Here is a 24,710-nt window from a genome sequence, read left to right as displayed (position 1 = left end):
AATAGTGCGACAATAGACCTTTTCGCACCACTGGCAGTAATAAACACGCTCTTAACAACTAAGATGTTGAAATAGCGTTAAACTGACGCTGCCCCTGTGCTGCTGACTAACCAATGACACAGATCCACCCTGAAAATCTGAGTGTTCTAGAAAACTCGCTCTCTTTGGCGATCGGAGAGGACTTTTCTTTAGAAAATGACCCCGATGTGATTCAGCAGCTGATTGGGGATAAGCGATCGCCCAACACCAAGCGCGAATACCAGAAAGACCTGAAAGATTTCTTCTTATTTGTCGTTAAAAAAGAACCCAGCCGCGACTTAGTTCTAGAGTTTCTGCACCTAGAACAGCGTCACGCCGTTGCTGTGGTTTTGAAGTACAAAGCGCACCTGATTAAGAAAAAACTAGCAGAAGCTACGGTGAATCGTCGCCTTAGTGCTATCAAGTCAATGGTTGAGATGGGGCGACGGCTGGGTGTCTGCAATTTCTCCCTAGATGATGTCAAAGGTGAAAAGGTTGAAACCTACCGTGACACTATGGGCATTCCAGCCGAGGACTATGCCCTAGTCATAGCTTTAGTTGACCGCAGTACCCTTAAGGGCAAGCGCGATTATGCCATTATGCGGTTACTTTGGGATAATGGCTTGCGTCGTCAGGAGATAGTCAATCTAAATGTGCATGACTTCAACGCCTTGGAAAAAACTCTTGCAATCCTGGGTAAAGGCAAGGGTAGCCAGAAGGAAGTTCTTGACCTATCGGACAGAACCACCGACGCAATCGCCAGTTGGATTAAAGCGAGTAAGAAAAAACGTGGTGATAACCCGCTTTTTACAGTGCTGGCCTATCACAAAAATGGAGCAAGACTAACAGGGGAGGCAATCAGGCGATTGGTGGATGGGCTATGTAAGCAAGCTGGAATTACTAAGAAGATGTCACCGCATCGTGTCCGCCACAGTGCGATTACTACAGTATTGGATCTCAATAATGGTAACTACCGCGCTACCCAGCGTTTCAGCAGACACGCCCAGGTGCAGACGGTGTTGAAATATGATGATAACCGCCAGCGCTTGCAAAAGCAGATGAGCGATTCAATATCAGAACTTATCTAGAAAAAACTTAAAATATTGAATAGCTGGATTTAGATATTGTTAATTTGCAAATTGTGGGGATTTTTAAGGATAAAATGATTTTCAACTTTTACGATCATCACCTGTGTAGCGACTTGGTAAACGTTCCTGATAGGCTTTGATACCTAAGAGGTCGAACAAAAAAACAGGAAATTATACTCATGTTGTCGATTCAAAACTTAGGAGTAAGTGTAGAAGAGTATTTGGATGGATTGGCAGCCGGTATTGACCTTTTGGAATTGAAGCGGTTAGAAGCAAAGGGAATTCCAACAAATCTGGCTCTAGAAGTTATGGCGATTGTACCAAAGGTAATCAATGGCACGGCTACTCTTGAAGAAATTGTTAGAGGGCTAATGATTCTAACACCATCGCTTAGGCAACAAATTGAAGAGTTCGTAATTAGCGATTAATGACTTTATTAGCGGAAAAACATCCTGCTCTATTTAGTAATTATTAATACTTAATGACCAAAGATTCGGTAAACCTACAACAACTAAATAAAAGTAAGCAACATCCTCTGACTAAGCTTGTTAAGACACTCTCTGCATTTGACCCTGCCGACTTACTAACAGTTGTTGCAGGATTGCAGTTAATGCCAGAAAATGCTGATAGAAGCGTCCGTCTTGAATTTCTCGCTCACGTAGTTGCTTCAATAAATAGCAAAGGCTTTGGCTCTAAACCAAAGGTTAATCTTAAGCAAATTGAAAAAATTTGCAAGTGCGATTCACCAGGTATAGAGCAAATAGTTTGGATGGAAGACCCGTTTAATAATCCTTTTACTGAAGCTTTCACATTTCATGGCGGCTCCTACATTGTATTCCCCGGAATCGCCGAGGAGCCTACTTTTATTTTGCGACATCTTGCTAAGGCAATTTTTCTAAAACCTGAACTATTTCCAAGTCAGCAATTTCAAACAGAGGCTCATGATATTCTCTTAGCAGTTTTAGCTTTGAGTAATGAGATTGCCAAACGCGCTGGACTTGAAAGAGGAGTCAAACCAATCTCAGCGCCAAGAGACAATGTTTTTATCCCAAATTATGAACACTTGACGAAGTTGAAACAAGCTGTATCTTTCAACAGGTCAGAGTTAATTGATTTATTCGCTAGGCATGGCGTGTATTTTTTTTCAATAGAAAATTTAATATTGCCATTAGGTAATCTTTTAATTGATAACTACCAAATTAATAATGGTGAACTTTTAGCACGTCCAATTGTTCAAACTGGCGACAGATATATTGTTGCATCTCCAAGTATGCTGTTAACTGTGGCACGGAATGAGTTAATTCGCCTTGCGATTGAATATGGAGTAAAAGATGAACTTGTCGAGCGTTATAGTGCTGCTGTAAAGAACACAGTAATAGAGTCATTGGGATATATAAATAATCGTATTACTTCAGTTCCAAGACCTAATCCCCCTGATATCCCTTACTTCTTTGATGCCTTTTTCGGGTTCGATACAGACAAAGCAGCTTACGTAGCTCTAGTTCCTGACTCTTTAGCAGAGTATAATCCTCAAGAACCTTTTGGGTGCTGGCATTTAGATGATATAGGTGTGAAACTAGAAACGCGAGTCAAAGAGATATACGACTACGTTTGTACCAACTTGCCAGGTGTCAATGAAGTCTTGTTCCTACTAATAATTCAAGGTGTAGGGCGTTCGCAGATGCTTGGTTTCAACAAGCCACCAGAAATCGAGCCATTACTTCTGATAGGTTTATCAGCAGGGGACTTGGAGACAATCACTCTTTTAGAGGGTGGTAATTCTCTTGTTCTATGGAAGTACGCTGGGGCATCTTGGCGACTAAAACAACAGGCAGAAGTTAAGTCTTTCAGTGAACTAGACAAATTCTCTTTTTATAAAGACAATGGTTACACCTTCTACGCATCTGATAATAATCGCCCCAATCTCATTGCGTTCGCTCCAGATGGAGCAGGAGCTTTACGTCAGAAAGTACTACGTCAACGTGATTTTCATGCAGTAACTTCATATAAATCTAATTCTTTAAAAGAAGTTACATCTCGATTTAGTACACGCGAGATTCCCATCTATTTTCCGAAAAGTATTTTAAGTAGAGTACCTCAACTGCCAGCTTTAGTTGTTGAGGGATTAGCCTTACCAATTTGGATTATCGGCTCTGAGTTAGAGGACGAAAATCAACAAAATTTACGCGGTTTATATAGTGAATTTGTAGAAACTATTGCCTACTGGTTATGGCAATTTACACCCTCACTTAGTCCAATTATACAATCTCTTGCTCCAGAATATAGTGTAATAATCATTCGACTATTTTTACCGAAAGATAAGGCTTGGGAACACATTACAGAACCACAAGAAATATCAGATGAAATGCTAGTTGAGCTAAAAACAGATTCAGCAGGTGGAATTCTGGATGTAACTATATCATCAGCTATATCAGCACTGCTTGAAAGCAAGGATAATAATGGCGAAAGGCGAATGATGCAGCGCATTTTAGTTGGATTTAGAGAGCTAATATTTGAGGAAGAACGTGAAAAATTGTCCAATCAAATTATTTCTCAAATTATTGATAACCATGCTCCACTAGGCATTAAAAAGAAAATTTTCTTTTTGAGTCTTGATACTAACCCTGAACTTGATAACGCTGGGCTGTTGCCATATCGAAAAGTACAAGCAGCGGATGAAGATGAACTTTTGGACGAGCTTGGTAATTATTTAAGTTCAGTTAAAAACCTCAAGGAAGGTGCAATTCCTGATGATAAGCGAACAGAAGTCTTACAGGAAACTGTCGGTTTTTTCTACCAAGAACTGGAAAAACTTGTAGCATCACTCGACCCGAAAGGGCTTTTGGAATATCTAATTGCTTATCACGAAGCAATTGTGTATGAAACTGAACATCATCGCTTAACTATCCCAACGCGGCTGGCTTGTTTTAGCTTTGAATCAGAAATGGTAGAGAAATTAAACAAGGAGTTTCCAGAACGGCAAAAAGCAGCATTAGCAAGCCGCTTTATTATTGAGTACGTTGCTACTCGACCACCAGATGGTATAAGACCATTCAGTTTAAGTGCCTATGACCGCCTCCAAGCTCTGGCATCCGAAATCGTTACTTTTGGATTTGAAAGTGACCTCATTAACTTTTCATTAGCTGATTTAAAACTAGAAATGCTCCTGTCTGGAAGATTGGGAACAGACAGAGATCAGTACGAAAAAGCACGAGATGCTTATATGTCTATTTTTACAGGGGGCGAAATTGTCCGAGCTACACGCAGGTTTGGGCATTATTGGAGAAAACCAAAAACTGCCACTGAAAAATCAGCCCTTGTAGCTCAATTTGATGCTGCTGCCACGATTGAATTTGGTTATTCAATTACGGAGCTACTGGAGTTTTTTGGTGCAGCTATGGATATCGGTAGAGATATTCATCCAAGTGTAGCCTGTCTTCCCTTGAGAGAATTAATTGTGCGTCTAGCTAATCAACTAGGTTGGACACCAGAACGAGTTAGTCAAGCCCTTGAACTGCTATCGCTAAAACCACGTTCTGATTTTCTTAAGCCAGACTCACCGTATAAGCCAGCAGATGTTTTTCCGTGGAAGTTTAACCGTCCACTTTCTTATCTGCGTCGCCCCTTTTTACACCGTAAGCGCAATGGCGAGGTAGAGATTCTTTGGGGAATTCGTCATCTAAATGCTGTAAGTCAGTATCTTGTTTACCTTTGCCTGAATGGGCGACTTAAAGCAACAAGCAAACAGATGAAGCAAGTCATGGGTGAATTGAGGAATATAGAAGGTGAGGAATTTAATGACCAAGTAGCAGATTTACTGGAGCAAAATATAGCATTGATTGTCGAGCGGCGTGTTAAGAAAATTGGCAACCTTAAAATAAAAGGAGAAAAAGGCATTTTAGGGGATATTGACGTTTTGGCTGCTGATTCTCGCAGGAAATGTTTAATAGTAATTGAGTGCAAAAACTTTGCGCTTGCCCGCGCACCTCATGAAATGGCGAATGAACTAACTGAGTTACTTAAAGGCAGTGGAAAAGAAAAGTCTGCTGTTCAGCATCATCAAGAGCGAATAAATTGGGTGTGCAGTCATTTACAGGAAGTTTTGACGTGGTTAAGGTTAGAACCAACAGCAGACTGGAAAGTTGAGCCGCTAATCGTAACAGACTATGAGTTAGCCACACCGCACCTTTGGGCATCAGCAATTCCTGTGGTTTCATTAGTGGAACTGTCTAAGAATCTGTTGCAATAGTTTGCGAAGCGCCAACTTTTATTGTTTTTCTTACCTTAAAAAGATAATGGAATCGAGACAATGGCGTTACCCAATTCCTTTGGCTCCAGCTTATACAATCCACCCCCATACACACGACCCTCACCCATCAGCATTTCATCAGAAATCTCATTCAAAGCCTGCCACACTTGCTTTATTTTTTCCGGGTTTTGTGAAAGTGCTTTATCCAAGATAGGTTTGGGATACAACATCAAGTAAACATTAGTAGCTGTTGCTTGGGAGTGATTGAGAATGAAGCGGAAGGGTCTGCCTCTTTTGGTATCTTGACGACCCATATAGGTACAGAGGAATGGGGAGGGTGAACGATTCTCCTGTGAATACCAGGGAGAGCGATGTCCGCACAAATAGCGATCGCTAATTCCATTCTCTACTCCGATCTGGAGATATTGCCAAAGCATCGGATACTTTGCTTTCACCTCAGATAAAGGCAAATGGCAGTCCAGCAAAAATAGCTGCTGTGACAAAATGGGATTACCCACGTTATCAGCTTCAATTTCATCAACTAATAAATAGCGGGGACTAGGTAGAATCGGCTTGAAGAACTCTGTTGGAATTTGATACGCAGTAACTTGCTCCTTTGTGAGAACAAAGAAATTATTAGCTCCGGTAGCTAGCCCTCGTTTGATAGTAAATAAATCTTTTAGCTGAAATTGCTGAAAATTTGAACTTGTTTTATTTGAGACATTTCCAATCTTTATCCATTTGGTTTGATCGCATAACACCTCTACAGAAATATGCTGACTTTCGTCAGGTTCTGTCAGACTACCGCCATAGCTGAACTCAACATGATGGTTAGCTGGTGGCAAAGCATTCTTAAACCAAACAACGGCACTAGATACTAATGCATCTTCAAATTGGACATCATTTGGATGAAACCGATGAACGCGCAGCAATGTAACCTGATTTAACAGATACTCCTTAACTTGCTGCCCGTAATTTACGTCCATAAATCCACTGGGTATTAGCCAACCAGCCAAGCAATTCTCAGCCATCCATGCATCCGAAATACTCAAAAAATGGCAGTAAAGGCTAGCTAATTTGCTGAGTTTTATTCCTGTTATCTGAATAGTTTTACTTTGTAATCGCTGCTTTTCAACTCGGCTCAAATGATGATGTCGTACATAAGGTGGATTGCAAATGAGTAAGTTAGCTTTTTTATAATCAGAGTTTGGTAGTGTTGCTTGGGTAAAGTCAGTAATATTCAACTTTAGTGGTGTGTCACGCCAAAGCGAAATCGCCTCCAAACCGTAGTGTGCATCAATTTCGTAACCTACTGCTTCTGCAATTTGTGATATAGGAAATACCTGTAATAATGCCGAGTAGAAAGAACCTGTGCCAAAAGCTGGGTCAAGAAAACGGATTTTGAGATTAGTAGGAAATAACTCAAATGCATATTTCAAAATGTCGTATGCCAAATCTGTTGGTGTGGCAAACTGTCCGAGTTTGTTACGCTCGATTTGGGTTTTGGCTTCATCTAGTTGTAATTGACGCAACGCCCTGGTTTGTTCTGTAGCTTTCGTTATATTCATATTCCAAATAATGCTAGGTCGTCGATGCGATGTTCCCACAACCAGTCAATTCCTTCAGCAGCTTCATAGCCCAAGTAGCCGCTATCAAAATAACCGCAAAGGAACAGGACAAAACGAACTTGATTACCGTAGTTACTCCTTAATTGAGCGATTTTAACGGCTTCCTCTTTGCGTCGTTTGTTGGGATTGGTAAAATCTCCAGCTGATTTAGCTTCAATCAGTAGAGGTAAATCACCAAGTGTAGACTGGAGGGGCATAATCACAGCGTCAATGGGGATATTGACCTGTTTACTGCCAGACTGCAAGTTCACTGGAATATTGAGTCGAAATGAGAAAGTCCCTAGCTGCATTGTCTCAAATCTCAATCCGGCTCCTCCCCTTACGTAAGTGTAGCCCCGCTCCTCCAAGTGTTGTCTGATTGTCGCAAGCTGTCTCTGCTCTTGAGCGTTGCGAATTATTGGATCAGCCAGCGCACCACAAAATCGGTCTGCAACAATTGTTGCCGCTCTGTGGATTTGTGTATCAGTCGGTTCTAGCATTGTATCCAACCAAGGGAAGATGTCTTTATCAATTAGTCGTGCAAGTACTTGAGCGATTTTTTCCAGTTCCGCATCTAGCATTGTACTGTTCATCTTTGGTGGGATGCGCTGATCAACTTCCATATTTTTTATCAGGTTGGGCGACACCCCAGCTAATCCGATAAGGCGATCGCGGGCAATCGGTGGTGCTGTTGCCATCCGCAGTATAGGAAGAACCGATGGATGTTGGTGTAACACGGTAGGCATGATGTTAGTCAGATTGGCTGTCCAAACCAGTGCCGATTCAACTTGTTGCGTTGTAGCAATGCGAGTATCCCGGTAAGCTCTGGGAGCAAATTGCATGAACCAACTGTTGTAAAAGTCTACCGACTGGGCAATATCTTGTTTCCACAGGTGCGGTTTATCAGCATTTACTGGCACTATATCACCTCAATCTGATTTATAATTTCGCCTTGGCGTAAATTCGTCAATTAGTAAATCTATATTTTCACCTTGCTGCCATTTCACCCAGACGGACATGAGAAAATCTACCAATTCGCTTTTATCAATCTCTACGCCACGCCTTTTGAGTTTAAGTAACTCTTCCTCTACATCTAAATCTGTTGAGCGTTTCACATAATAGGTGCGCCCAATCCAAGCATCATCAGACCGTTTTCCAGTTGCAGGTCTGCCACGTTTGCTCTTTTCAGAAGGAGTTGGTGCTGGTGTAGGTGGTGTTGAAGTTTGTGTCACGTTACTCTCTGTGGTTGGCTCAGTCGGAAGTTCTGGCTCAATTTGTGCTTCCTCTTTGGTTTCAAATAACTTTTTAAAAGGGCTAGGTTTAGGGTTGCTCATGACAATATCTCCTTACCCACCTCTTGATACTCTCGCCATGCTATTTTGCTGCTGCGGTCTTTAACTTGATAAACTGGCAGCCCCTCCAGTGCCGCTTTTTCATAAACAGCAAATCGTTTAATCCCATGTTGAAATAGTGGTATTCCCTCTGCCTCCAATGCGTCCCGTGCTTGCTGTCCGGTTAAGCGGGGGGCTGGGGGAATGATTGTGAGCAACACACGATAGCGATCGCTGCCTAATGATTTAAGTGCGCCTACAGTCTGCAACAGTGCATCCATCGCTAAAGCATCAGGGGTAGTAGGCAAGATTAATAAATTACACCCATCAGCGAGTGCTTCTAAATCTTCGTGGCTTGGCCTAGCTGCTGTGTCAATAACCACATGGTCAAAATTACGGCTGTGCATAGGAGCTTGTAGTAAATCTACAACTTTAAAAGGTAATGCTCCTCGCTTTGCCCATCCTGTAGCACTGTGGTTTGGGTCGCCATCAACCAACAAGGTGCTGCCATGCTGAGATAGAAAGCAAGCAATATGGATGGCGCAAGTCGTCTTAGCTACGCCCCCCTTGAAACTAGCAAGGGTGATTATCACTCTGTGTACTCCAGTAAATGCTGCTAGTTTACTCTTAAAATGGCGAAAATTTGTATTTCTTCATTTCTAGAATGTTAGCTTGGCAAAAATACAAAATTTCGCCAATTCAAAATAAAAGCAGCACATCTTACCACCATTATTTCACGACTCAAAGATGCGATCGCAACCTCATCACATTACTGGTTAACCATCTATTAACCTTTTACTGGATGCAGAGAATTGGCTTCTATGTCATGCTAGAAAACGAGAGTTAAAGGAGTGAGTATTTTTGTTGTTAGTATTGACAGGCTTTCCCCTTTTGGTATCTACAGACTTTTCTCCAAAATTTAAATCTCTACACACGAATATTTTTGGAGATAATCAATGTCAATTTATGTAGGCAACCTTTCTTACGAAGTTAAGGAAGATGATATTAAGGGTGTTTTTGCTGAATATGGTACTGTAAAGCGTGTTCAACTACCTACTGACCGTGAAACAGGACAAGCACGCGGTTTTGGTTTTGTAGAAATGGGAACAGATGCAGAAGAAGCAGCTGCCATTGAGGGTCTTGATGGTGCTGAGTGGATGGGTCGTAACCTGAAAGTTAACAAAGCCAAGCCCAGAGAAGACAGAGGTTCGTCTGGTGGTAATCGGGGGGGATACGATGGGGGCGGTGGACGTAACCGCTACTAAGCTTTGAAACCGGAAAGAAAGAGAGAGCGAATTTTCTCTTTAGACAAAGAGTCTGCCTTTTTTACACTTTAGTTAACTGGGCGGCTTACCACTATCAGCCATTAAGTAAGTCAATTTAGCAGGAGAGATAATGACCCAAATAATAGTGGGTGACAATGAACACATTGAGTCAGCCTTACGCCGATTTAAGCGAGAAGTTTCCAAGGCTGGGATTTTTCCAGATATGAGGAAGCATCGTCACTTTGAAACGCCTATTGAAAAACGCAAGCGTAAAGAAATTGCCAAGCACAGGCAGAGTAAAAGAAGTTTCCGCAATTGAGAACTGACATAGATATAGCGGTATGCCCTCATAAACACTATGAGGGTTTTCTTTATGGAATTTAGCAGCAATAAGCAAAAATTAAGCAATGGTAGTTCTTACTGACTTCAAAGCTTTATCTATAAAGGATTACAGTCACCATTGTCTCGCACTGTTCTTGCTCCCGTCGCGGCTCACTGCGGCGATCGCCATTCGTCATATCAATATATAGTTGCGCTACAGATAAGGGCTAAAACGTTGAATCAGAGCCTCAAACTCTTCTCGATTCATTGTGATGTCCCCGTAATTTGAGATGATTGGGTTATGCGGTAATTTCATGTTTTCTGCCATTGTATTGATTAAATATTGAACGATGGGATGAATAACCAAATTCATCTGAGCGTTCTTCATATTGTTGAATCCAATTCTGTAGAAACTCGAATGTTTGTGCCTGCTCCTCGGTTGATTTGAATTTGTGCGGCTCCCAAGGTCGATTGCGGTTATTTTCAAGACACTTACTAATGCCGGGATTTAGGAAATAAATTTCAGTTGAGAATTGGATAGCAGCTTTGATTAGCGTACTGTAGCAGCCTTCAATTATCCAAGAAATATTATTTTCTATAAAGTCTTGTAGATCCTTTGCTGAATCCTTTTGAGTCCGCCGGATGGCAATTTGGTTTGGTTCCCAAACGATAGTATCGAGATCAAGAATTGGAATCCTGAAGTCTTTACCAAGTTTATTTGCAAGAGTGCTTTTTCCAGAACCGGAATTGCCAAATATTAAAATTCGATGCATTGTGGTGATTTAATTAAGGTGCAGCAGAGTTATTTCTCAATTTTCAAACAGCTAAAATTATTAATTCCGCTTTTTTAGTCAAACGTGTAATCGATGCCTCAAAGCCTTCTAGATTCATTGATGTCTACAGCTTACGCCTAACACTACCTCAGATGGTAGTGAGCCACGCTCATTTGATTGTTACCTCGCAAGATCCACTACCGCCATAAAAATACCCCCAGAATATGGGGGCGATTGATGTGGTTGATGTGCCTAAAAGGACACAATAGAATAATGAGAGTTCGCTATAAGGATTTCTGTATATATGCCCATCGTAGAATGAACTGTCGGTGGATGTCTTCGGTGATTACCGACTCTTCAAAATCGCTTCATAACAACTTATCAATTAGTTCCCTATTTACCCCGTTAGCTAGTACTTACTCCCGTTGAAAGCTTTTTCAAATCCTCAATCCGACAGCACCCCCGCTTCCATAGCTGTCTAGTAGTTTTATCTACAGGATGATAATAAGCCCAAATACTTGCATCTGAGGCTTGATACAATGATATAATAAAAACCTTTTGTATACCAAAGTTACCCGTACTTACTTCAATCTTTTCTTTTACAGTAAAAGTCTGTCCTGAACTATTAGTTGCTGTCTCTAATTTTTTATAAGCTGGTTTATTCCTTAATTGCGGTTGCTCTGTTTCTATCTCTGATTGCTCATGTTCAGCAGAGGTATTTTCAATCAAAGCAGTTGATGATGATGAATTAACTGCTGCGGCTTCGAGAGTTATCGGTAAAGCTAACTGTTCATTCTCTGCTTCTATTGTTTGAGGCACAGCGTCATAACTCAGGGCAGAGCTACTGTTTAATAAAGATACTTCAGTGCTTTGACTCTGGTTATTATTTACTTCTAATTCCGGCTCAACTGGCTGATTTTCTGTTGGTACGCTAATTGATGCTGATTCAGATTGTGCAGAGTTATTATCGTCAGTGGCAGTAGATTTTTGCTTGACGACACGCAAAATGGCAGATTTATTTGGCGCGGCATCTGATGGTAATGGTGAACTATTCGTCTTGGGGGATTTACGTTTAGGCATAATAAATTTTTGGCAGCAATGCACTCTGAAACGTTGATTAAATCAGTAATTAAGAAGGGAATGATTACAGTTTTCTGTCGGTTTAGCTTTCAGTTAACTCAGTAGTATATTCAGGCGTGTTGGTTGATATATCTGAAGTTGGAGATTGCTCACGCTCTTGTAATTTAATGCACTCCCCTGATTGAATTACTAAGCTAGTCCCGACACGTCGCACATTAAAATTCCAGAATTCCTTAATCGAATTTGATGGTAAAAATCCGATTAGTCTTAGTTGGAAATCTTTGGGTGGCTCAAAGTCTCTCTGAGGTTTTTGGTGAATTTTAACTTCTACTATCCCTTGTGCTAAGTCTTGATATACAACTAATCCTTGTACAGAAAAGTTATCAGCTACTAACTGCAATTCGCTTTTTACTGAGTCGGTATATTCTTTTTCGTTGCGAACATTTATCAAAGTCACACGAAGTAGGGTCGGAGAATCTTTGAATGGTGTTCTGGGGTAAACAGTCCACAGGTAATCAAGTGATAAATCAAGTTGAGATTGTTGAACTAATTTCGATGCTCTCTTAGCAAGGTTTGTCTCAAGCATTACACCGTCAGCAGTTATTAGTTGCCCTTGATAAATAAGCTCACTACTTGGAACATACTTCCCCCAGAGCCGACCAATTGCACGAGATTCTAGTGGCTCTGTCGGTCTGATCTGGTGATTATTAACTAATAACTGCTGTGTATCGTTCGTAATTGTCATGCGGACAAAGTTAAAATCTGTAATTTTTTGAATTGCTTTTATGATTGTAAACTGCGGCTCTCACTAAGATATTCTTCTTTCAATCTACTCCAAAAGCCTTAAGTATCTTTAATGGGAGCTTATACCCAAAGATGAACAAATGCCTTAGCATCCACGCTCTTCCTTTCATTGAACATGAATGCTTTCGACACATCTATTAACTTGCGCCAGCTTCAGCCGCCGCTACATCTGGTTTTACCTCCTTCGCCTTCTTTTCAAAAAGCTGAATTCCTGCGTCAACGATCTCAAACCCGTTCTCCGTTCGCACACCAAGCTTGCCCGATACAGCCCCAGCCCAGTCTGCGAATTCCGAGGCGCTAGTTTCAGCCTTTCGCCAGCTTTTGGCATTAACTTGAGCAGTGAAAACTATACCGTTCTGATCGGTCAACTCGATTGCAACTTTTTTATTTTCTGTTGGTGTGGCTGTTGGTAGTGAGCCGCTAAATTTTATTGTCACTTCGCTTTTGACTTCCATACCTTACCCCTGGCTCATCATCAATTTCATTTTTCCCGCTCCTGATTTTATCTTGGATTAGGTTGACGCAACCTGCGGGAACTACGGTTAATCTCTTTGATATCTAACGAAGTAAGCCTTGAGCATTCCCCTGGCAAGAGAACCAAGATTCAACATTAAATCTACAAAAATTTACCCCGTTTTTGACCCCTTGTTAAGAATTATTCCGAAAAGGCGAAAACGCCTATACCGTAATGCTTTCAGCTTTTGTAAATAAATCTTGTGAAAGATTACAATTGTGCTTTTATTTTGCTGTTTTGTGCATGACACCGAAAATCGCCCAAATTCTCGATTTTCACCAATTCTCACCAATTCTCACCAATTAAACTCAATATATCCCAATCCTAGAGAACGCAAATTCAAATTCATCCCTGATTTTTTTACCTCTTCAACATCTTCCAGTCACCAAATTCTCATTAGCTCAATAATTCCCAATAAATCCCAAAAGTCACCCGATTTATCCCCATATTTGCCAACGAGTTTTAAACACGCTTTAGAGTGCATAAGCTCTGTAATCCATCTTTTTTTGACGCACAGTACGCCATATTTGGCGGAAAGTTTTTGACAACCAAAAATGAAAAGCAGAAGCCGAAGCAACAGCCATCAAAAAAGACTACCAACAAACTACATAAGCACGACAGAAGCCGCCTAACAGTTAACAGCTACAACTGCGGCGGCTTATCGTTCAAATATTCTTCGCTCAATCTCCTCCAAAAATCGCATCCAATTCTTGAGACGAAGCCTGACCTTGAACTATTGAAGCAGGTCTGATTGAATCAGCCGCTTCCCCCTCAAGCTCAGGCTCGGATAAAACATTACTCTTGTAGCTTGGGGCATTGACAGTTACAACTGGTGCAGGCAACGCTGGCTGTGACAAGACAACGTAAACATCACTTATTACACAGGTTTTATGTAGTTTGTCAGTATTGAAATAGTAGTTCTAAATACCTTGCCCAACTGGTAGCTGTTGGGTAGCTCAACTGGTGACACACAGCTACCAGTTGAGCAGTAAAAAAGCGAGTTTTTGAAAATTTGATGATTCCCCAACTGGTAGCTATACAGTAGCCCTACTACTACCAGTTGAGCATAAGACATTTATCGAAAAATTCTGGCGTAATGCTTACTGAATATGACTTACAGCAAATTTTGAGCGCTGGATTCATTCTCAATAACTTCAAAATTATTGAGAACGCATAATACACTTGTGTTGCAACTATGCTTCAAAAAACTGCTCAATCGAGTAATTGCTTGAGCAAGCGAATCTGTAATTCTAACTGTGAGATAGAGTAAATCACAGCAGTCTTAAGAGTGTCGCTGTCAGTACCAATACGCTTCATGACAAATGGCCCCCAGCACATTCTCAAAGTACTCAAAACAATTTTAGTTAAACCTCTGCCCGACATTTTACGCTCTCGCTCTCGTAAAAATTGCAGCAACTGGCCATCGCTACTGTCGTGACTACGCTTAATCGAAAGCACTTCTAAATCAGGTTGCTCCATGTCCTGTATTCCTACCGAATTATAGGGGATTATGAGTAAGCCATCGTGTTGATTGATACCAAATTTCGATGACTGTCAAAATGCGCTGTAAACTACCCCTAAATACCCCTTTAGTGTACCAAACGACTGTCGTTTGACAGTCATTGTCCAAAAACCCGATGACTGTCAAACGACTGTCGTTATACCCCCTAAAGGTGCTTTTGGGCGTATTTTCGCACCAGGCAGTAAGCGCGATTTCTCCCCCAAAAGTGGATTTCAGGGTTTTGTATAAGTGATACCATACTCACTATGGTTTCATGCCCTGCGGGTGGCTGCGCCATCTCTCGCTGCGCTCGTGACATGAAACCGCCGTTCGCCCGAAGGGGTTTTTGAGTACTACAAAGTACTGCATTTGTAGCATAATTTTTTTATGTCGCCACTAACGATTCTCAGAATTGAGAAACTAAAAACATTCGGCAACGTTGCCGGGAGTGATGACCATGTTACCAGGAATAGAGAAACACCCAACGCAGATCCAACTAGAGAGAATCTCCGGTTGATTGGGGGAGAAGACGAACGCGCACTCGAAGAGATAGTTAAAGAAAAAATCTCTACCCTTAAGCATCGCCCTCGACATGATGCAGTGTTATGCACGGAAATGTTTCTCTCGGCATCACCTGAATATTTCCGTCCCGTTGATCCATCTCTGTCGGGGCAGTGGTCTGATTCACTGATGCAGCAATGGGCGATCGCATCTCGTGACTGGCTGGCTCAAAACTATGGGTCAAAGTGCGTCAGGGCAGAGCTTCACCTAGATGAAAGTACCCCACACATCCACGCTTACATCGTGCCACTGAATGAAAAAACTGGGAGAGTCAGTCATGACGCGATGTTTGGCGGTAGAGGTGGACAGGGAAGGATTAAGTTATCCAAACTCCAAGATAGTTATGCTGCTGCACTTGCTCCTTTGGGCATTGAACGAGGAGTCAAGGGCAGCAAGGCAACCCACACCAAAGTAAAGGAATATTACCAAGCGGTTAACAGTGAACCACTCACCGCAGTCATTACAAATAACCAATTAGCACCCACACCATTTGAATCAGCTAGGAGTTACGTTGCCAGGATTCAGTCAGATGACCAGTTCCAAGCGATTAATCACCAACTGGCTGACCGAAAGTTCATGGAACAGCGATTGGAGAGGGCAGAACAACGGGCGAGGGATAGCGAGAAGGAGCGACAGCAATTAGAAAAACGGGTGCGATCGTTAGAATCTCAGACCAATCAACTGCGCGACTTGCCCCTGGAGGATGTCGCCTGGGAGTTGGGGCTACACCATGATCTTGGAAAATGGAAGGGTCACGGACACATCATTAATATAGATGGGCCCAAATTCTACGACTTCGCCCCCGAACAACAGAAAGATGGCGGCGGTGCGATTGATTTGGTGATGCACGTTAACAACTGCAATCTGCGGCAGGCAGTCGTCTGGTTGCATGAGCGCTTTGGTGAGTCGGGGGCAGAACGGGCAGCGATCGCAAAAACTCGTCAAGTGGCTGCTGAGATTATCCAGTTAGAACCGCGAACCCCGTTTAAGCCACCCGTTGAGGATAAAGCAAAGTGGCAAGCAGTTCACAACTACCTGACCCAGAAACGGGGAATACCTGAAAATTTTGTGGAACTTCTGCATAAGAGGGGGTTAGTTTATGCTGATGACCAGCAAAACGCTGTGTTCGTCATGCGGAATCTATTAGAAGAACCCCAGGCAATAGGAGCATTCCTGCGGGGGACACGGGGCGAAAACAACACTTTCAAAGGTTACGAGAAAGGGACTAAGCGACGTGAGGGCTGGTTTCACTTCCGCTTAGGCGGACAGCCAACTTCACCTGTAGAGAAAGTGGTGCTTTTGAAATCGCCCATCGATGCCGTTTCTTTTGCCATATTGGAATATCAGCTTAGAGGCGACGTGCCACCCAATAGAACTTTGTATATGGCGGTAGATAATCCCAAAAGCTTACCAGTAGAGCAATTGCAGAATATTCCTAATGTACAAGTGGCATTTGACTCGGATGATTCTGGTAATGCAGCTGCACGAGTTGTTAAGGAACTACTGCCACAGTCCAAGCGGCTCAAATGCAAAGCTAATGATTGGAATCAGCAGCTACTCGATTATGGGCAGCAGTTAAGGCAACAGCATCAGCAACAGCAGGAGCAGGATGATGAATTGAGTCTTTAAGGGAGCCTGACTTCATGTAGTCGGTACAACGAGAATTCAGGCTTTATATTGGCATAATGCAAGAGTTGCTGTTACCAAGGGCATCACCGTGGTCGGGTAGCAGGACTATATCGCTATAATCCCGCCCCCTCAGAACCGGACTTGCGCCTTGCAACGCATCCGGCTCATGGCGGTTACGCCATCATGCGACTGAAAAAATTAAAGTGGGGTAACAGTGCGCTTTGTACATCTCACGCCGACCGCTCAACAGAAACATCCAACGCTGACCCAAGTCTTAAAAATAATAATTTTCATGTCCTTGCTAAAATTTTTACTCACAGTACTGAGCAGCCTGCTACTTCATCCTGATTACTGAATCGCTGTTTTAGAGCTTTTCAATAATGTAGCAATACGGTCTAGTTGCTCAATCAAGGCTTGTCGATTAGGCTGGGCTGGTACTCGGCGAACCTCTAATCGACGGGTATCGCCTGTTGTTTTATTACCTAAATGTTCAACATTCAACGCTTGGTAGTGTGGTGACTCTCTTTTACTCGCGTTTACAAGGTTTTGATCGAATACTTTATCCATCAGTTCGTCTGCTAGTTTTTCTACGTCCCAGCCTTCCTGATTAAACTTCTTAATCAGTTCTTCAAAATCAGTTTGTTTTGTTTTGGTGCTCTTACCTTTACCCGATGTGTCTTTAAGGTCTTTTGGAAAAGCTGAGTTAGCAGTATCTGGGTCAATGGATTCCCAATAAGCGGAATCTTTATAAAATTCTTGTATAAAGTTGGCTAAAACTTTTGCAGCTATTTTTGCATTCTCTTGCTCATTTTCTTGATAAGAGCCAAAAGCAGTTTTCTCATCAATGTTAATATGACCGCCACCAATGGTACTGTGCGCTTGTAATCCTATCGAATTAGCGATACCAAATATATAATCATCTATTAGATTTCCTACATGTCCACTATATAAGTCCCCTGCCTTAGCTTTTCCCGTAATGATTTCTACACATTTTTGATCTGGGGTAACCTTATATTCCCAATCCAATCCATGTTCTGTAGATTTAAACTTATAAGTCAAATGCAACATCTTATCCAGTGTAGACTCTTGGTCTGGAGTTATTCCATGCTGGCTCATAGCATTCTTCCAGTCCTGAGCTATTGTGTTGTAAGGGTTGATCATTTTTTTGTGTAACTCGTCCTTATCTTTAGACTTCAAGCTTTCCAAAGAGGGATTAGTAAAGGTAAATTCATTACCAACTAACATATTAGCGATTTCTTTAGGTGCAACTTTCTGCATTCCCATTTCCTGTTCCAAAGGATTCAGGAATCCATTGATCGTCAGGATATGTTCCTTTGTCAGAGAATTAGTATAGTCAATACCATTGAAGTAAGGAAGAAGTTCATAATTAACAAGCGAGGAGGCAGTAAAATTGCTCTGCTCTAGGTTTATCAAAACTTGCTGAAGCGTTTGGTTCGGTAATACTTGCATAATTCTGGTGAGTTCCTGTCGCACAAGACCTTTGATCCAAGTTTTGCGAATTAGAACAGGATTTGCCCCTTGGGGATTCTTGTTATCAGCATCCTCTATCTGATGCAAAGAAATAGCCCTCTGAATAATCGGTTGGATGTATGAGAAATTTAACCCCCCTTTTTCCAAATTCCCACGATCATCTGCTTTTGGCGATGTCAGCTCTGCTTGCCCTGTTGCTGGCAACTGCGCTCGCCTCACACCCCTCCCACCCTGATGCACCACATGGGTCAACTCATGCGCCAACAACTCCTGCCCCCCACGGCTACCCGGCTCATACGCTCCCTGCCGAAAAAACACATCCTGTCCCGTCGTAAAAGCCTTCGCCTGTATCGATTGATTCAACTGGTCAGCTTGAGTATCTGTGTGAACCTTCACTCCACTGAAATCTGCCCCAAATGCCTGCTCCATCGGTGATTTAACACTATCTGTCAGTGGTTGTCCACCACCCCGCGCCTGTTGGATTGACGTTTCCAAATCAGGTGATGCAGCCATACCTCCCTCTGAGACACCCTGTATACTGCCCTCTGATTTCATTTGCAATTCATCTTCTTCGTCAGGTAATGACTCGCGTTGTATACTACCATCCGGTTTCATTTGTAATTCGTCTTCCTCTGGCAGTGACTCTCGCTGTATATTGCTCTCTGGTTTCATTTGCAATTCATCTTCTTCAGGCAGAGACTCTCGTTGAAGTTTCTCACTCTGCGGTTGATGAATCCGTTGCACGACCTGACGCGCAGTATCATCTGCTTCCTGCTCATACTTATCCCCAGGTTCACCAATTGTCAGCTTTGGCTGAATAGGTGTTGGTGTATCTGGTCTTCTCAGTGGGATATTGGCAATATTATGACCAAATCGGGTTGCGTGTGACAATCGAGAATTCAATAATCCGTCCATCTTGGCTTGTAAGACAGTTAGGCGCTCCTGTCCTTCGGGCGTAATCGAGCCATACTTCGCTTGTGTTTCAAGTCCAGTTGCCTCCATTTGCTGCTGTTCAAAAGTATCATTATTTACATCGGTTTGTGTCTTGAGTGCAACTGATGCTTTTTGGATCTGGCTACCAAATGGTCTATGTGCTAATTGAGGGTACGAGTTTGGAGCGGCGGAATTGGAATAGATGGATGAGTGGGTCTTTGGCGATTTTGTCTTGTGCATTGTTTTTACGAGTTCATGATTTGCAGTCAACCTGACATATATCTCTGATGTCAGGAAAATCTCGAATATTTTGTGGCAAGAAATTTCTTTTTGATTTAACGCCCTAATGCAGAAGTTTTATCCAATCACTCCTAAAGATTTCTAATTTACAGACTTTACCTTTAAAGCCTCGATAGTCAATTGTTGCGCTACAAAAATATGTATCCATTAGTTGAACGCTCTTAATGATTCCGACTTGCCACTTGCGAACACTGTCGTTGAAAAACTCAACTTTATCCCCAACTTTCAATTCCGGGCGAGATAATTCGCTTTCTCGTGTATTTATCAATTCACCATCTTGTCGAGGAGAAAACCCAGCTACAGCAGGGGTGTCCAGGCTGTCCAAGGAGTTTTCGGCAAGATTAACTTGTTGGACAGGCTCAAACCCAGTCACAGTAAGGCTGTCCACGTTGTCCACCAAGTCTAGGGGGACTGAAGGGTTATCAATTACATCAACGAATTGATTAACTTCACTTTCATTATTTTCCTCATCTTTTTTTTGCAATGCTAATTCTTGGGGGAGGACAATTGGACAGGGTGGACAGCCCTGCTGTGTAAGGGTTTCAGCCTGTCCAGGGTCAAATCGAGGGGTATTTAGTGGGTGGACAGGGTGGACAGCCCTGCTGTGTAAGGGTTCTGGCGTTTTGGTGGGGTGAAAAAACTCCTCGAATTCTTCTATTCCCCCTTCAAGGCATTTATCTTTAAAGCAATACCAAAATTCCGCCCTGGATTGTGAGCTATCCGGTGGCCCCTCCGGTACTTTCATCTCAAATACCCCAGCCAGTGGTTCAATGAATGCAAAGTGGGACTGAATTCTTTCACGCTTTCCGTTGACCGTGGGTGTCCAGCTACGTTCCTTGAAGTTTTGGGGCAAGACTGTTTTTAAATGGCTAATAAATTTGGACATCCCCAAAGGAGCATAACCATGTTCCCGGCAGTAAAGTACATACCAACTGTGTAAACGACTTTGTGGGATAAATGTTTCGGTCGTTGAGGGGCGTAAGCACAAGTCTACAAAGGATTTGGTAGAGTCCCCGTACAAAGATGCCTCTAGCGCCAGATTCTTCGCCCGATCAGAAGAGGGAGGCGATAACAAAATGCGATCGCGTTCTGCTCGTGGCATTGCTAAAGCCCAAGAAATTATGTCGGACTTCACCTCTTGTAGCTTCAGCCACAAGTCTGGGTCAGGGGTTACATCTCGGTTTTTTACTGGAATTGGGTAAGCTCGACGCATCCAGCCGTCGCCAGCATTTTCGATTTGTAGATGACTTACAGAGGCAACCCAAAACCGAATGTACCACTGAATTGAATAAGCTACTGGATTGAATAAAGCGCGTCCGCTCATTGGCCCATTGTCAACTAATTCGTAAAAAGCTCGGACTCCTTCGGCATAACCTCCTACGTCAGGGAATCCAAATATCCGCTTGGAACTTAAATATTGATGCCGTCCTTCAGGTGTAGAAATATCCGCAAAGTGTGAAGCGCTACTAGAGCCGGATTCGCCAAATAAACTACTCCAAAACCGTCCTAGCGTCCCCTTGCCCCCACCACTTAAGCCAATTAAGTGGGGAAACCGACCATAGGGGGCAGTTGGGTCTAAAAACATACTCGTGAACGCCCGAATCACTTCAACCAATTCTGACCCAAAGCTTTCATTTAGAAATTTGAGAAAAACTTCTGGGCATGGTTTGTTGGCTTCGTAATCGTGGGGAATAATATTAGTGAGGTAAAAATCTTTGCGATGAGGCATTTGTTCACCAGTTCGCAAATCAACGACACAATTGTTAAACCCTAATAAATGAGTATTGGTTGGCAGTGGTTCTGCTGGTTCTAACCGACTGCGGCAATATTTAAAGGCAGATTCCTTGTGTGCGTTAGTTTCGTAAGGTTTGGTTATTCTCCAGCCAAAAGTCTTTGTGTAAGAGAGCTTGTAAGCAGATTCTCCAGCGTCTGCGAGGAGCTTGTAAGCTTTATTATCATCTTGGTGTTGCCATTGGTTATTCTCTTGTGACCACTTGTAAAAGGATGAATTTAGTACCATCCATTCTGTTTGAGGAAAGATTTTTCGGTAAGCCCAGCCATCAAAAGTACCCGCCGTTACGCAGTTAGAGTAGGGTAAATTCATGGATTGGCAGACGGATTTGTAGAATGCCTCCGGGTCTGCTGGGTCAATATCTATACTGAAATTAGATTTTTCCGTAACTTCTTTTTCAATAGTTTCAGATTCTGCCAACTCAAGCGATCGCTGCGCCACAGCTGCGTGGATCTCCTCTTCTAGCTTGCGGATAAACTCTGGTACTTCCATTTGCCCCAAAATTTCTTTAATGTCGCTCGATTTATATGGTAAATCGGGGCAGATGCTATTGGGGCTAATTCCAATAAATGCAATTCCTACTTCAGCAGCACATTCAGAACACGTCTGGAGTTTTTTCAAGCCAGTGTCATCGGGGTCATGCAGAAAAACGATTAATCCTATGCCTGCTTCAATTGCGCGTTGATACGAAGGCGTGATAGTCTTTTTATCCCATCCACTGCCCTGAAACGTAATCCCAGCAAGACCATGCTCCCGACCAACTTCTACGCATCCCTCGCCTTCATGCTGGAGTAGTGCCGGGGTTACATTTACTGATTTAGCGGCGGCTAAAGCTTCATCAATGCGATATGCTCCCCAAGGCAAATCGCCTTTTTTCATTTGGGGTGTGCCATCAAGTCGCCTATGCCATTGCCGAAAGGTCTTGTTGTAACCTTTCTCCTTATTGGCATCTGGCCACTGGTAGCGAACCACCCATTGCGACTCTGAGTAAGGATAAATTGTTTCGGTGGCATTGCCCTCAACATCTTTTGGTGGTCTACTCGTTAATTTTTTCGGTTGGGGTATATCTGTTACAGTAGAGGTCAACATCACCAAACCTAATTCACCATCTGGAATTGGTGCTGGTTTGGGCAAGATTCTCTTGGATTTGGCAGCATTTTGGTTTAGAGATGGAGTGTAATTAGCCCCTGCCCTTTCTGCCACCACTTCAGCCCAAGGTTTGATCGCCTCTCTGATGTCCTTACACTCACAATTATTGAAGCATCTGTACTTCCCGGTTTCTGGGACAATAGATAAGTCATTCCCGCCACAAACTGGACAAATAAACTTATTTTTAGCTTTGGACGGTGAGAGCTGATCTTGAAAATTTCGGATGTCGAAGGAGGCGAACGCCTGTTGATTGGGGAATTGTGCAACCATTACGCGATACCTCCTTGAACATTATTTAATTTTTGACAATTGCTTAATACATAAGTTGGCGATTGTTTCGGTTGAGCCAGTGCATAGTTAGGCTGATGAAAGCGATCGCGATCGCAGACTGTAAATTCTTCTATTGAGTAGCACCAGTCTGGTTTACCGCAGTGGGGGCAAGCGTTACCAATAGTTGCGAATAGCAGCTTGTTGGTAGCTGAGGTATGAAATAGCTGTTTTTGTGACACTTTACAAATCCTCCAGTATGTGTAGTGGAGGAATTGGAGCTATCCCGAAAGTAATCTTCTACAACTTCCAGAAATTTAATCTGGTAAAATTCCTGGTTGCCGTTTTTTGTGTAGCCAGTGTTACAATTGCTTAACACTCCAAAAGGTTTGATAAGATTACTATTAGGGATATTAATTAGGCGTGACACCCAATCCCCCAATTCCAATGGAATCAATTTTGAAAGCCCCGTTGTCCACACTGGACGAAGGGGTTTTCAACTTTTAGCCTATTTGTATTGGGCTAACCAAGCCCTAACAAACTCGATTACTTCCCCCTCTTGAATCACAAACATAGTACCTTTTCTCCTAAGAGCCAGAATTCTCATACTTCCCACGGATGAATATAAATGTTCATTGAGATTTGAAGCCGCTCTAGTAGGAGGCCATAGGGCTAAAACTTTTGCTGTTGGCGTTTTTGTAGCTTCACGAGAAGACATTGCGAACAAGTCTCTGTTTTTGTTAAGCCACTTTTCGTAATCAGCCAACTCAAGTAGTGGACAAGGTTTCCAGGTTGTCAAACCATTCTTATCCTTCTTTCTGAGTTGTAAAGCTTCCCTGGCTTCGTTGTAGACTACCTCCCTATCTCCTATCGAACGAATGGAGATAAACAGGTGAGTTGTTCGTGGAAATCTAATAAACAAGTCAATAGGGTTTTTCTCTCCTCCCGGAAATGGAAAGATTTCTATCCCCTGGCTTTTAAACTCTTGTAAAAGTAGGTCGGTTAATTTTTCCAACCGTGCAAGTTTTTGAATGATCACCAACGGTTTGTAAGCCAATGCAAAAGCAGCCCAGGCAGCCGGATTAATGAAGCTGCCAGATACCAGCGCAGTACCACCAACTGCTAGAGCAACAGTGGAGTAGTAATTTTTCGTCTCCCTAATCCACTTTAATGCTGCTTCGTTATGCAGGGGGAGTTGAAAATCGCTTTGTGGGTCTTTCACGGCTAACATGGCGAACTCAAAATTAATAATGTGAAATTAGCAACTTTCTTTACTGATACTAATACTTGGCACTGTATTTTTGAATCAATAGCCATTTATTAGACTCTTTATCCAGTGCTGACAGTAGGTTTTTCTGGTTGGGTGTTATCGTTTACTCCTCTGTTTTTTCTAGCTTCTGAGATTTTGATTTTTTGGTATGTCTGGCTGCGATCGCTTCTCCAAGCAGAATAGCTGCCATTTGGCTTTTAGTTCTCATCTCTTCATTAGCAATCTGCTCTAGCGCCTCCCAAGTTTCATCTGGAATAATTGCATTTAACTTTTTACTCATTAAGTCAGAACTCGTTTGCTCACCTGACATCATGATATGCTCTCTTGTCCGATCACATACGATCTTATCATCTACAATCACATCATGATGTGATATGATGTGATTGTCAGCCAAAAACAGTCACCCAACAAAGGCAATAGAAGCCAGAAAGTGATGCTATGGCTTGCCTCTAACTGGATATCTGGATTTATCGTGATTTGACTAAAAATCAACGCCAAGCCAGAAAAAACAAGACTTTAACAATTATCTGAACCATGACAGCTATATATTCCAATGCCAAAAACTGGCTAGTTCAAGCAGACTTGTTAGCCAAATCCGGGCTAACTGACCTGATCGCCGGAAAAGACTCAGGTGCAGGGTATGGGAAGGCAATCATCGGTGATTTTTCGATCATGATGCCTGCCGCATACTCACTAGTTCGCAACCGCAACATCATGCACCACGAAACCATCTCAAAAGATGGGGCATGGCTGCGATATGTAGAAGG

Annotated in this window: 22 protein-coding genes and 1 pseudogene; 8 read left to right on the top strand and 15 right to left on the bottom strand. The window is 42.5% G+C overall.

Annotated features, from left to right (window positions below):
• Positions 1-113 precede the first annotated feature (113 nt).
• From HWQ43_RS00295 to HWQ43_RS00285, 3 genes are all read left to right on the top strand, one after another.
• Positions 114-1,106 (top strand): tyrosine-type recombinase/integrase, encoded by a 993-nt coding sequence (locus HWQ43_RS00295; RefSeq protein ID WP_292728688.1) that lies wholly within the window; start codon positions 114-116, stop codon positions 1,104-1,106.
• A 179-nt stretch (positions 1,107-1,285) separates the two neighbouring features.
• A complete protein-coding gene (locus HWQ43_RS00290) occupies positions 1,286-1,534 on the top strand; it encodes a hypothetical protein (protein ID WP_292728685.1) in 249 nt (82 codons plus the stop codon).
• Positions 1,535-1,587: 53 nt separating this feature from the next.
• Positions 1,588-5,355 carry a hypothetical protein gene (locus HWQ43_RS00285; protein ID WP_292728682.1) on the top strand — a complete coding sequence of 1,256 codons (3,768 nt, stop codon included), beginning with the start codon at positions 1,588-1,590 and terminating at the stop codon, positions 5,353-5,355.
• A 35-nt stretch (positions 5,356-5,390) separates the two neighbouring features.
• Here HWQ43_RS00285 and HWQ43_RS00280 read toward each other — a convergent pair whose 3' ends face one another.
• Genes HWQ43_RS00280 through HWQ43_RS00265 form a run of 4 tightly spaced genes read right to left on the bottom strand, consistent with a single transcriptional unit; the run spans position 5,391 to position 8,886 of the window.
• The gene (locus HWQ43_RS00280) at positions 5,391-6,923 is read right to left on the bottom strand and encodes an Eco57I restriction-modification methylase domain-containing protein (protein WP_292728679.1); all 1,533 of its coding nucleotides are present in this window, start codon (positions 6,921-6,923) and stop codon (positions 5,391-5,393) included.
• Positions 6,920-7,882, bottom strand: a complete 963-nt coding sequence (locus HWQ43_RS00275) for a XamI family restriction endonuclease (protein ID WP_292728676.1) — start codon at positions 7,880-7,882, stop codon at positions 6,920-6,922. Before HWQ43_RS00275 ends, HWQ43_RS00280 begins: the two co-directional genes overlap by 4 nt.
• A 9-nt stretch (positions 7,883-7,891) precedes the next feature.
• A complete protein-coding gene (locus HWQ43_RS00270; RefSeq protein ID WP_292728674.1) occupies positions 7,892-8,296 on the bottom strand; it encodes a hypothetical protein in 405 nt (134 codons plus the stop codon).
• Positions 8,293-8,886: a ParA family protein gene (locus HWQ43_RS00265; protein ID WP_292728672.1), complete on the bottom strand. Its 594-nt coding sequence runs from the start codon at positions 8,884-8,886 to the stop codon at positions 8,293-8,295. The genes HWQ43_RS00270 and HWQ43_RS00265 overlap by 4 nt, the downstream gene beginning before the upstream one ends.
• A gap of 363 nt (positions 8,887-9,249) precedes the next feature.
• Here HWQ43_RS00265 and HWQ43_RS00260 point away from each other — a divergent pair, with 363 nt between their 5' ends.
• The 3 genes from HWQ43_RS00260 (at position 9,250) to HWQ43_RS00250 (ending at position 10,088) form a co-directional block, all read left to right on the top strand.
• Positions 9,250-9,558: an RNA-binding protein gene (locus tag HWQ43_RS00260; RefSeq protein ID WP_292728670.1), complete on the top strand. Its 309-nt coding sequence runs from the start codon at positions 9,250-9,252 to the stop codon at positions 9,556-9,558.
• Between the two features lie 130 nt (positions 9,559-9,688).
• Positions 9,689-9,877, top strand: a complete 189-nt coding sequence (gene rpsU / locus HWQ43_RS00255) for a 30S ribosomal protein S21 (RefSeq protein WP_190917393.1) — start codon at positions 9,689-9,691, stop codon at positions 9,875-9,877.
• Positions 9,878-9,965: 88 nt separating this feature from the next.
• Positions 9,966-10,088 (top strand): hypothetical protein, encoded by a 123-nt coding sequence (locus HWQ43_RS00250; RefSeq protein WP_292728664.1) that lies wholly within the window; start codon positions 9,966-9,968, stop codon positions 10,086-10,088.
• 90 nt (positions 10,089-10,178) lie between these two features.
• On the opposite strand, the gene HWQ43_RS00245 is transcribed toward HWQ43_RS00250, so the two are convergent.
• The 6 genes from HWQ43_RS00245 to HWQ43_RS00220 form a co-directional block, all read right to left on the bottom strand.
• Entirely contained in the window at positions 10,179-10,652 is a 474-nt protein-coding gene (locus HWQ43_RS00245) for a shikimate kinase (RefSeq protein WP_292728661.1), read from the bottom strand.
• Positions 10,653-11,057: 405 nt separating this feature from the next.
• Complete coding sequence (locus tag HWQ43_RS00240) at positions 11,058-11,732, bottom strand: hypothetical protein (RefSeq protein ID WP_292728658.1); 675 nt, start codon at positions 11,730-11,732, stop codon at positions 11,058-11,060.
• A gap of 82 nt (positions 11,733-11,814) precedes the next feature.
• Positions 11,815-12,477 (bottom strand): hypothetical protein, encoded by a 663-nt coding sequence (locus HWQ43_RS00235; protein ID WP_292728655.1) that lies wholly within the window; start codon positions 12,475-12,477, stop codon positions 11,815-11,817.
• A gap of 196 nt (positions 12,478-12,673) precedes the next feature.
• Positions 12,674-12,991 carry a hypothetical protein gene (locus HWQ43_RS00230; RefSeq protein ID WP_292728652.1) on the bottom strand — a complete coding sequence of 106 codons (318 nt, stop codon included), beginning with the start codon at positions 12,989-12,991 and terminating at the stop codon, positions 12,674-12,676.
• Positions 12,992-13,730: 739 nt separating this feature from the next.
• Positions 13,731-13,907: a hypothetical protein gene (locus tag HWQ43_RS00225; RefSeq protein ID WP_292728649.1), complete on the bottom strand. Its 177-nt coding sequence runs from the start codon at positions 13,905-13,907 to the stop codon at positions 13,731-13,733.
• 355 nt (positions 13,908-14,262) lie between these two features.
• On the bottom strand, positions 14,263-14,529 hold the full coding sequence (locus HWQ43_RS00220) for a hypothetical protein (protein ID WP_292728646.1): 267 nt from the start codon (positions 14,527-14,529) through the stop codon (positions 14,263-14,265).
• A gap of 409 nt (positions 14,530-14,938) precedes the next feature.
• On the opposite strand from HWQ43_RS00220, the gene mobV reads away from it, so the two are divergent.
• Positions 14,939-16,741, top strand: coding sequence for a MobV family relaxase (mobV, locus tag HWQ43_RS00215; RefSeq protein ID WP_292728643.1), 1,803 nt, complete (start codon positions 14,939-14,941; stop codon positions 16,739-16,741).
• Between the two features lie 348 nt (positions 16,742-17,089).
• On the opposite strand, the gene HWQ43_RS00210 is transcribed toward mobV, so the two are convergent.
• From HWQ43_RS00210 to HWQ43_RS00190, 5 genes are all read right to left on the bottom strand, one after another.
• The gene (locus HWQ43_RS00210; protein ID WP_292728640.1) at positions 17,090-19,405 is read right to left on the bottom strand and encodes a DUF4157 domain-containing protein; all 2,316 of its coding nucleotides are present in this window, start codon (positions 19,403-19,405) and stop codon (positions 17,090-17,092) included.
• A gap of 103 nt (positions 19,406-19,508) precedes the next feature.
• Entirely contained in the window at positions 19,509-22,676 is a 3,168-nt protein-coding gene (locus HWQ43_RS00205) for a primase-like DNA-binding domain-containing protein (RefSeq protein ID WP_292728639.1), read from the bottom strand.
• On the bottom strand, positions 22,676-22,915 hold the full coding sequence (locus HWQ43_RS00200) for a hypothetical protein (protein WP_292728637.1): 240 nt from the start codon (positions 22,913-22,915) through the stop codon (positions 22,676-22,678). Before HWQ43_RS00200 ends, HWQ43_RS00205 begins: the two co-directional genes overlap by 1 nt.
• Before the next feature lie 266 nt (positions 22,916-23,181).
• Positions 23,182-23,904, bottom strand: coding sequence for a hypothetical protein (locus tag HWQ43_RS00195; RefSeq protein WP_190884685.1), 723 nt, complete (start codon positions 23,902-23,904; stop codon positions 23,182-23,184).
• 142 nt (positions 23,905-24,046) lie between these two features.
• The gene (locus HWQ43_RS00190) at positions 24,047-24,256 is read right to left on the bottom strand and encodes a hypothetical protein (RefSeq protein WP_292728631.1); all 210 of its coding nucleotides are present in this window, start codon (positions 24,254-24,256) and stop codon (positions 24,047-24,049) included.
• 221 nt (positions 24,257-24,477) lie between these two features.
• On the opposite strand from HWQ43_RS00190, the pseudogene HWQ43_RS00185 reads away from it, so the two are divergent.
• A pseudogene (locus HWQ43_RS00185) lies at positions 24,478-24,710 on the top strand (hypothetical protein); the annotation flags it as partial.

Source organism: Nostoc sp. JL31, assembly GCF_017114965.1.
Classification (GTDB): Bacteria; Cyanobacteriota; Cyanobacteriia; order Cyanobacteriales; family Nostocaceae; genus Nostoc; species Nostoc punctiforme_A.
Note: the sequence above shows the minus strand (reverse complement) of the source record. Positions and strands in the feature narration are given on the sequence as shown.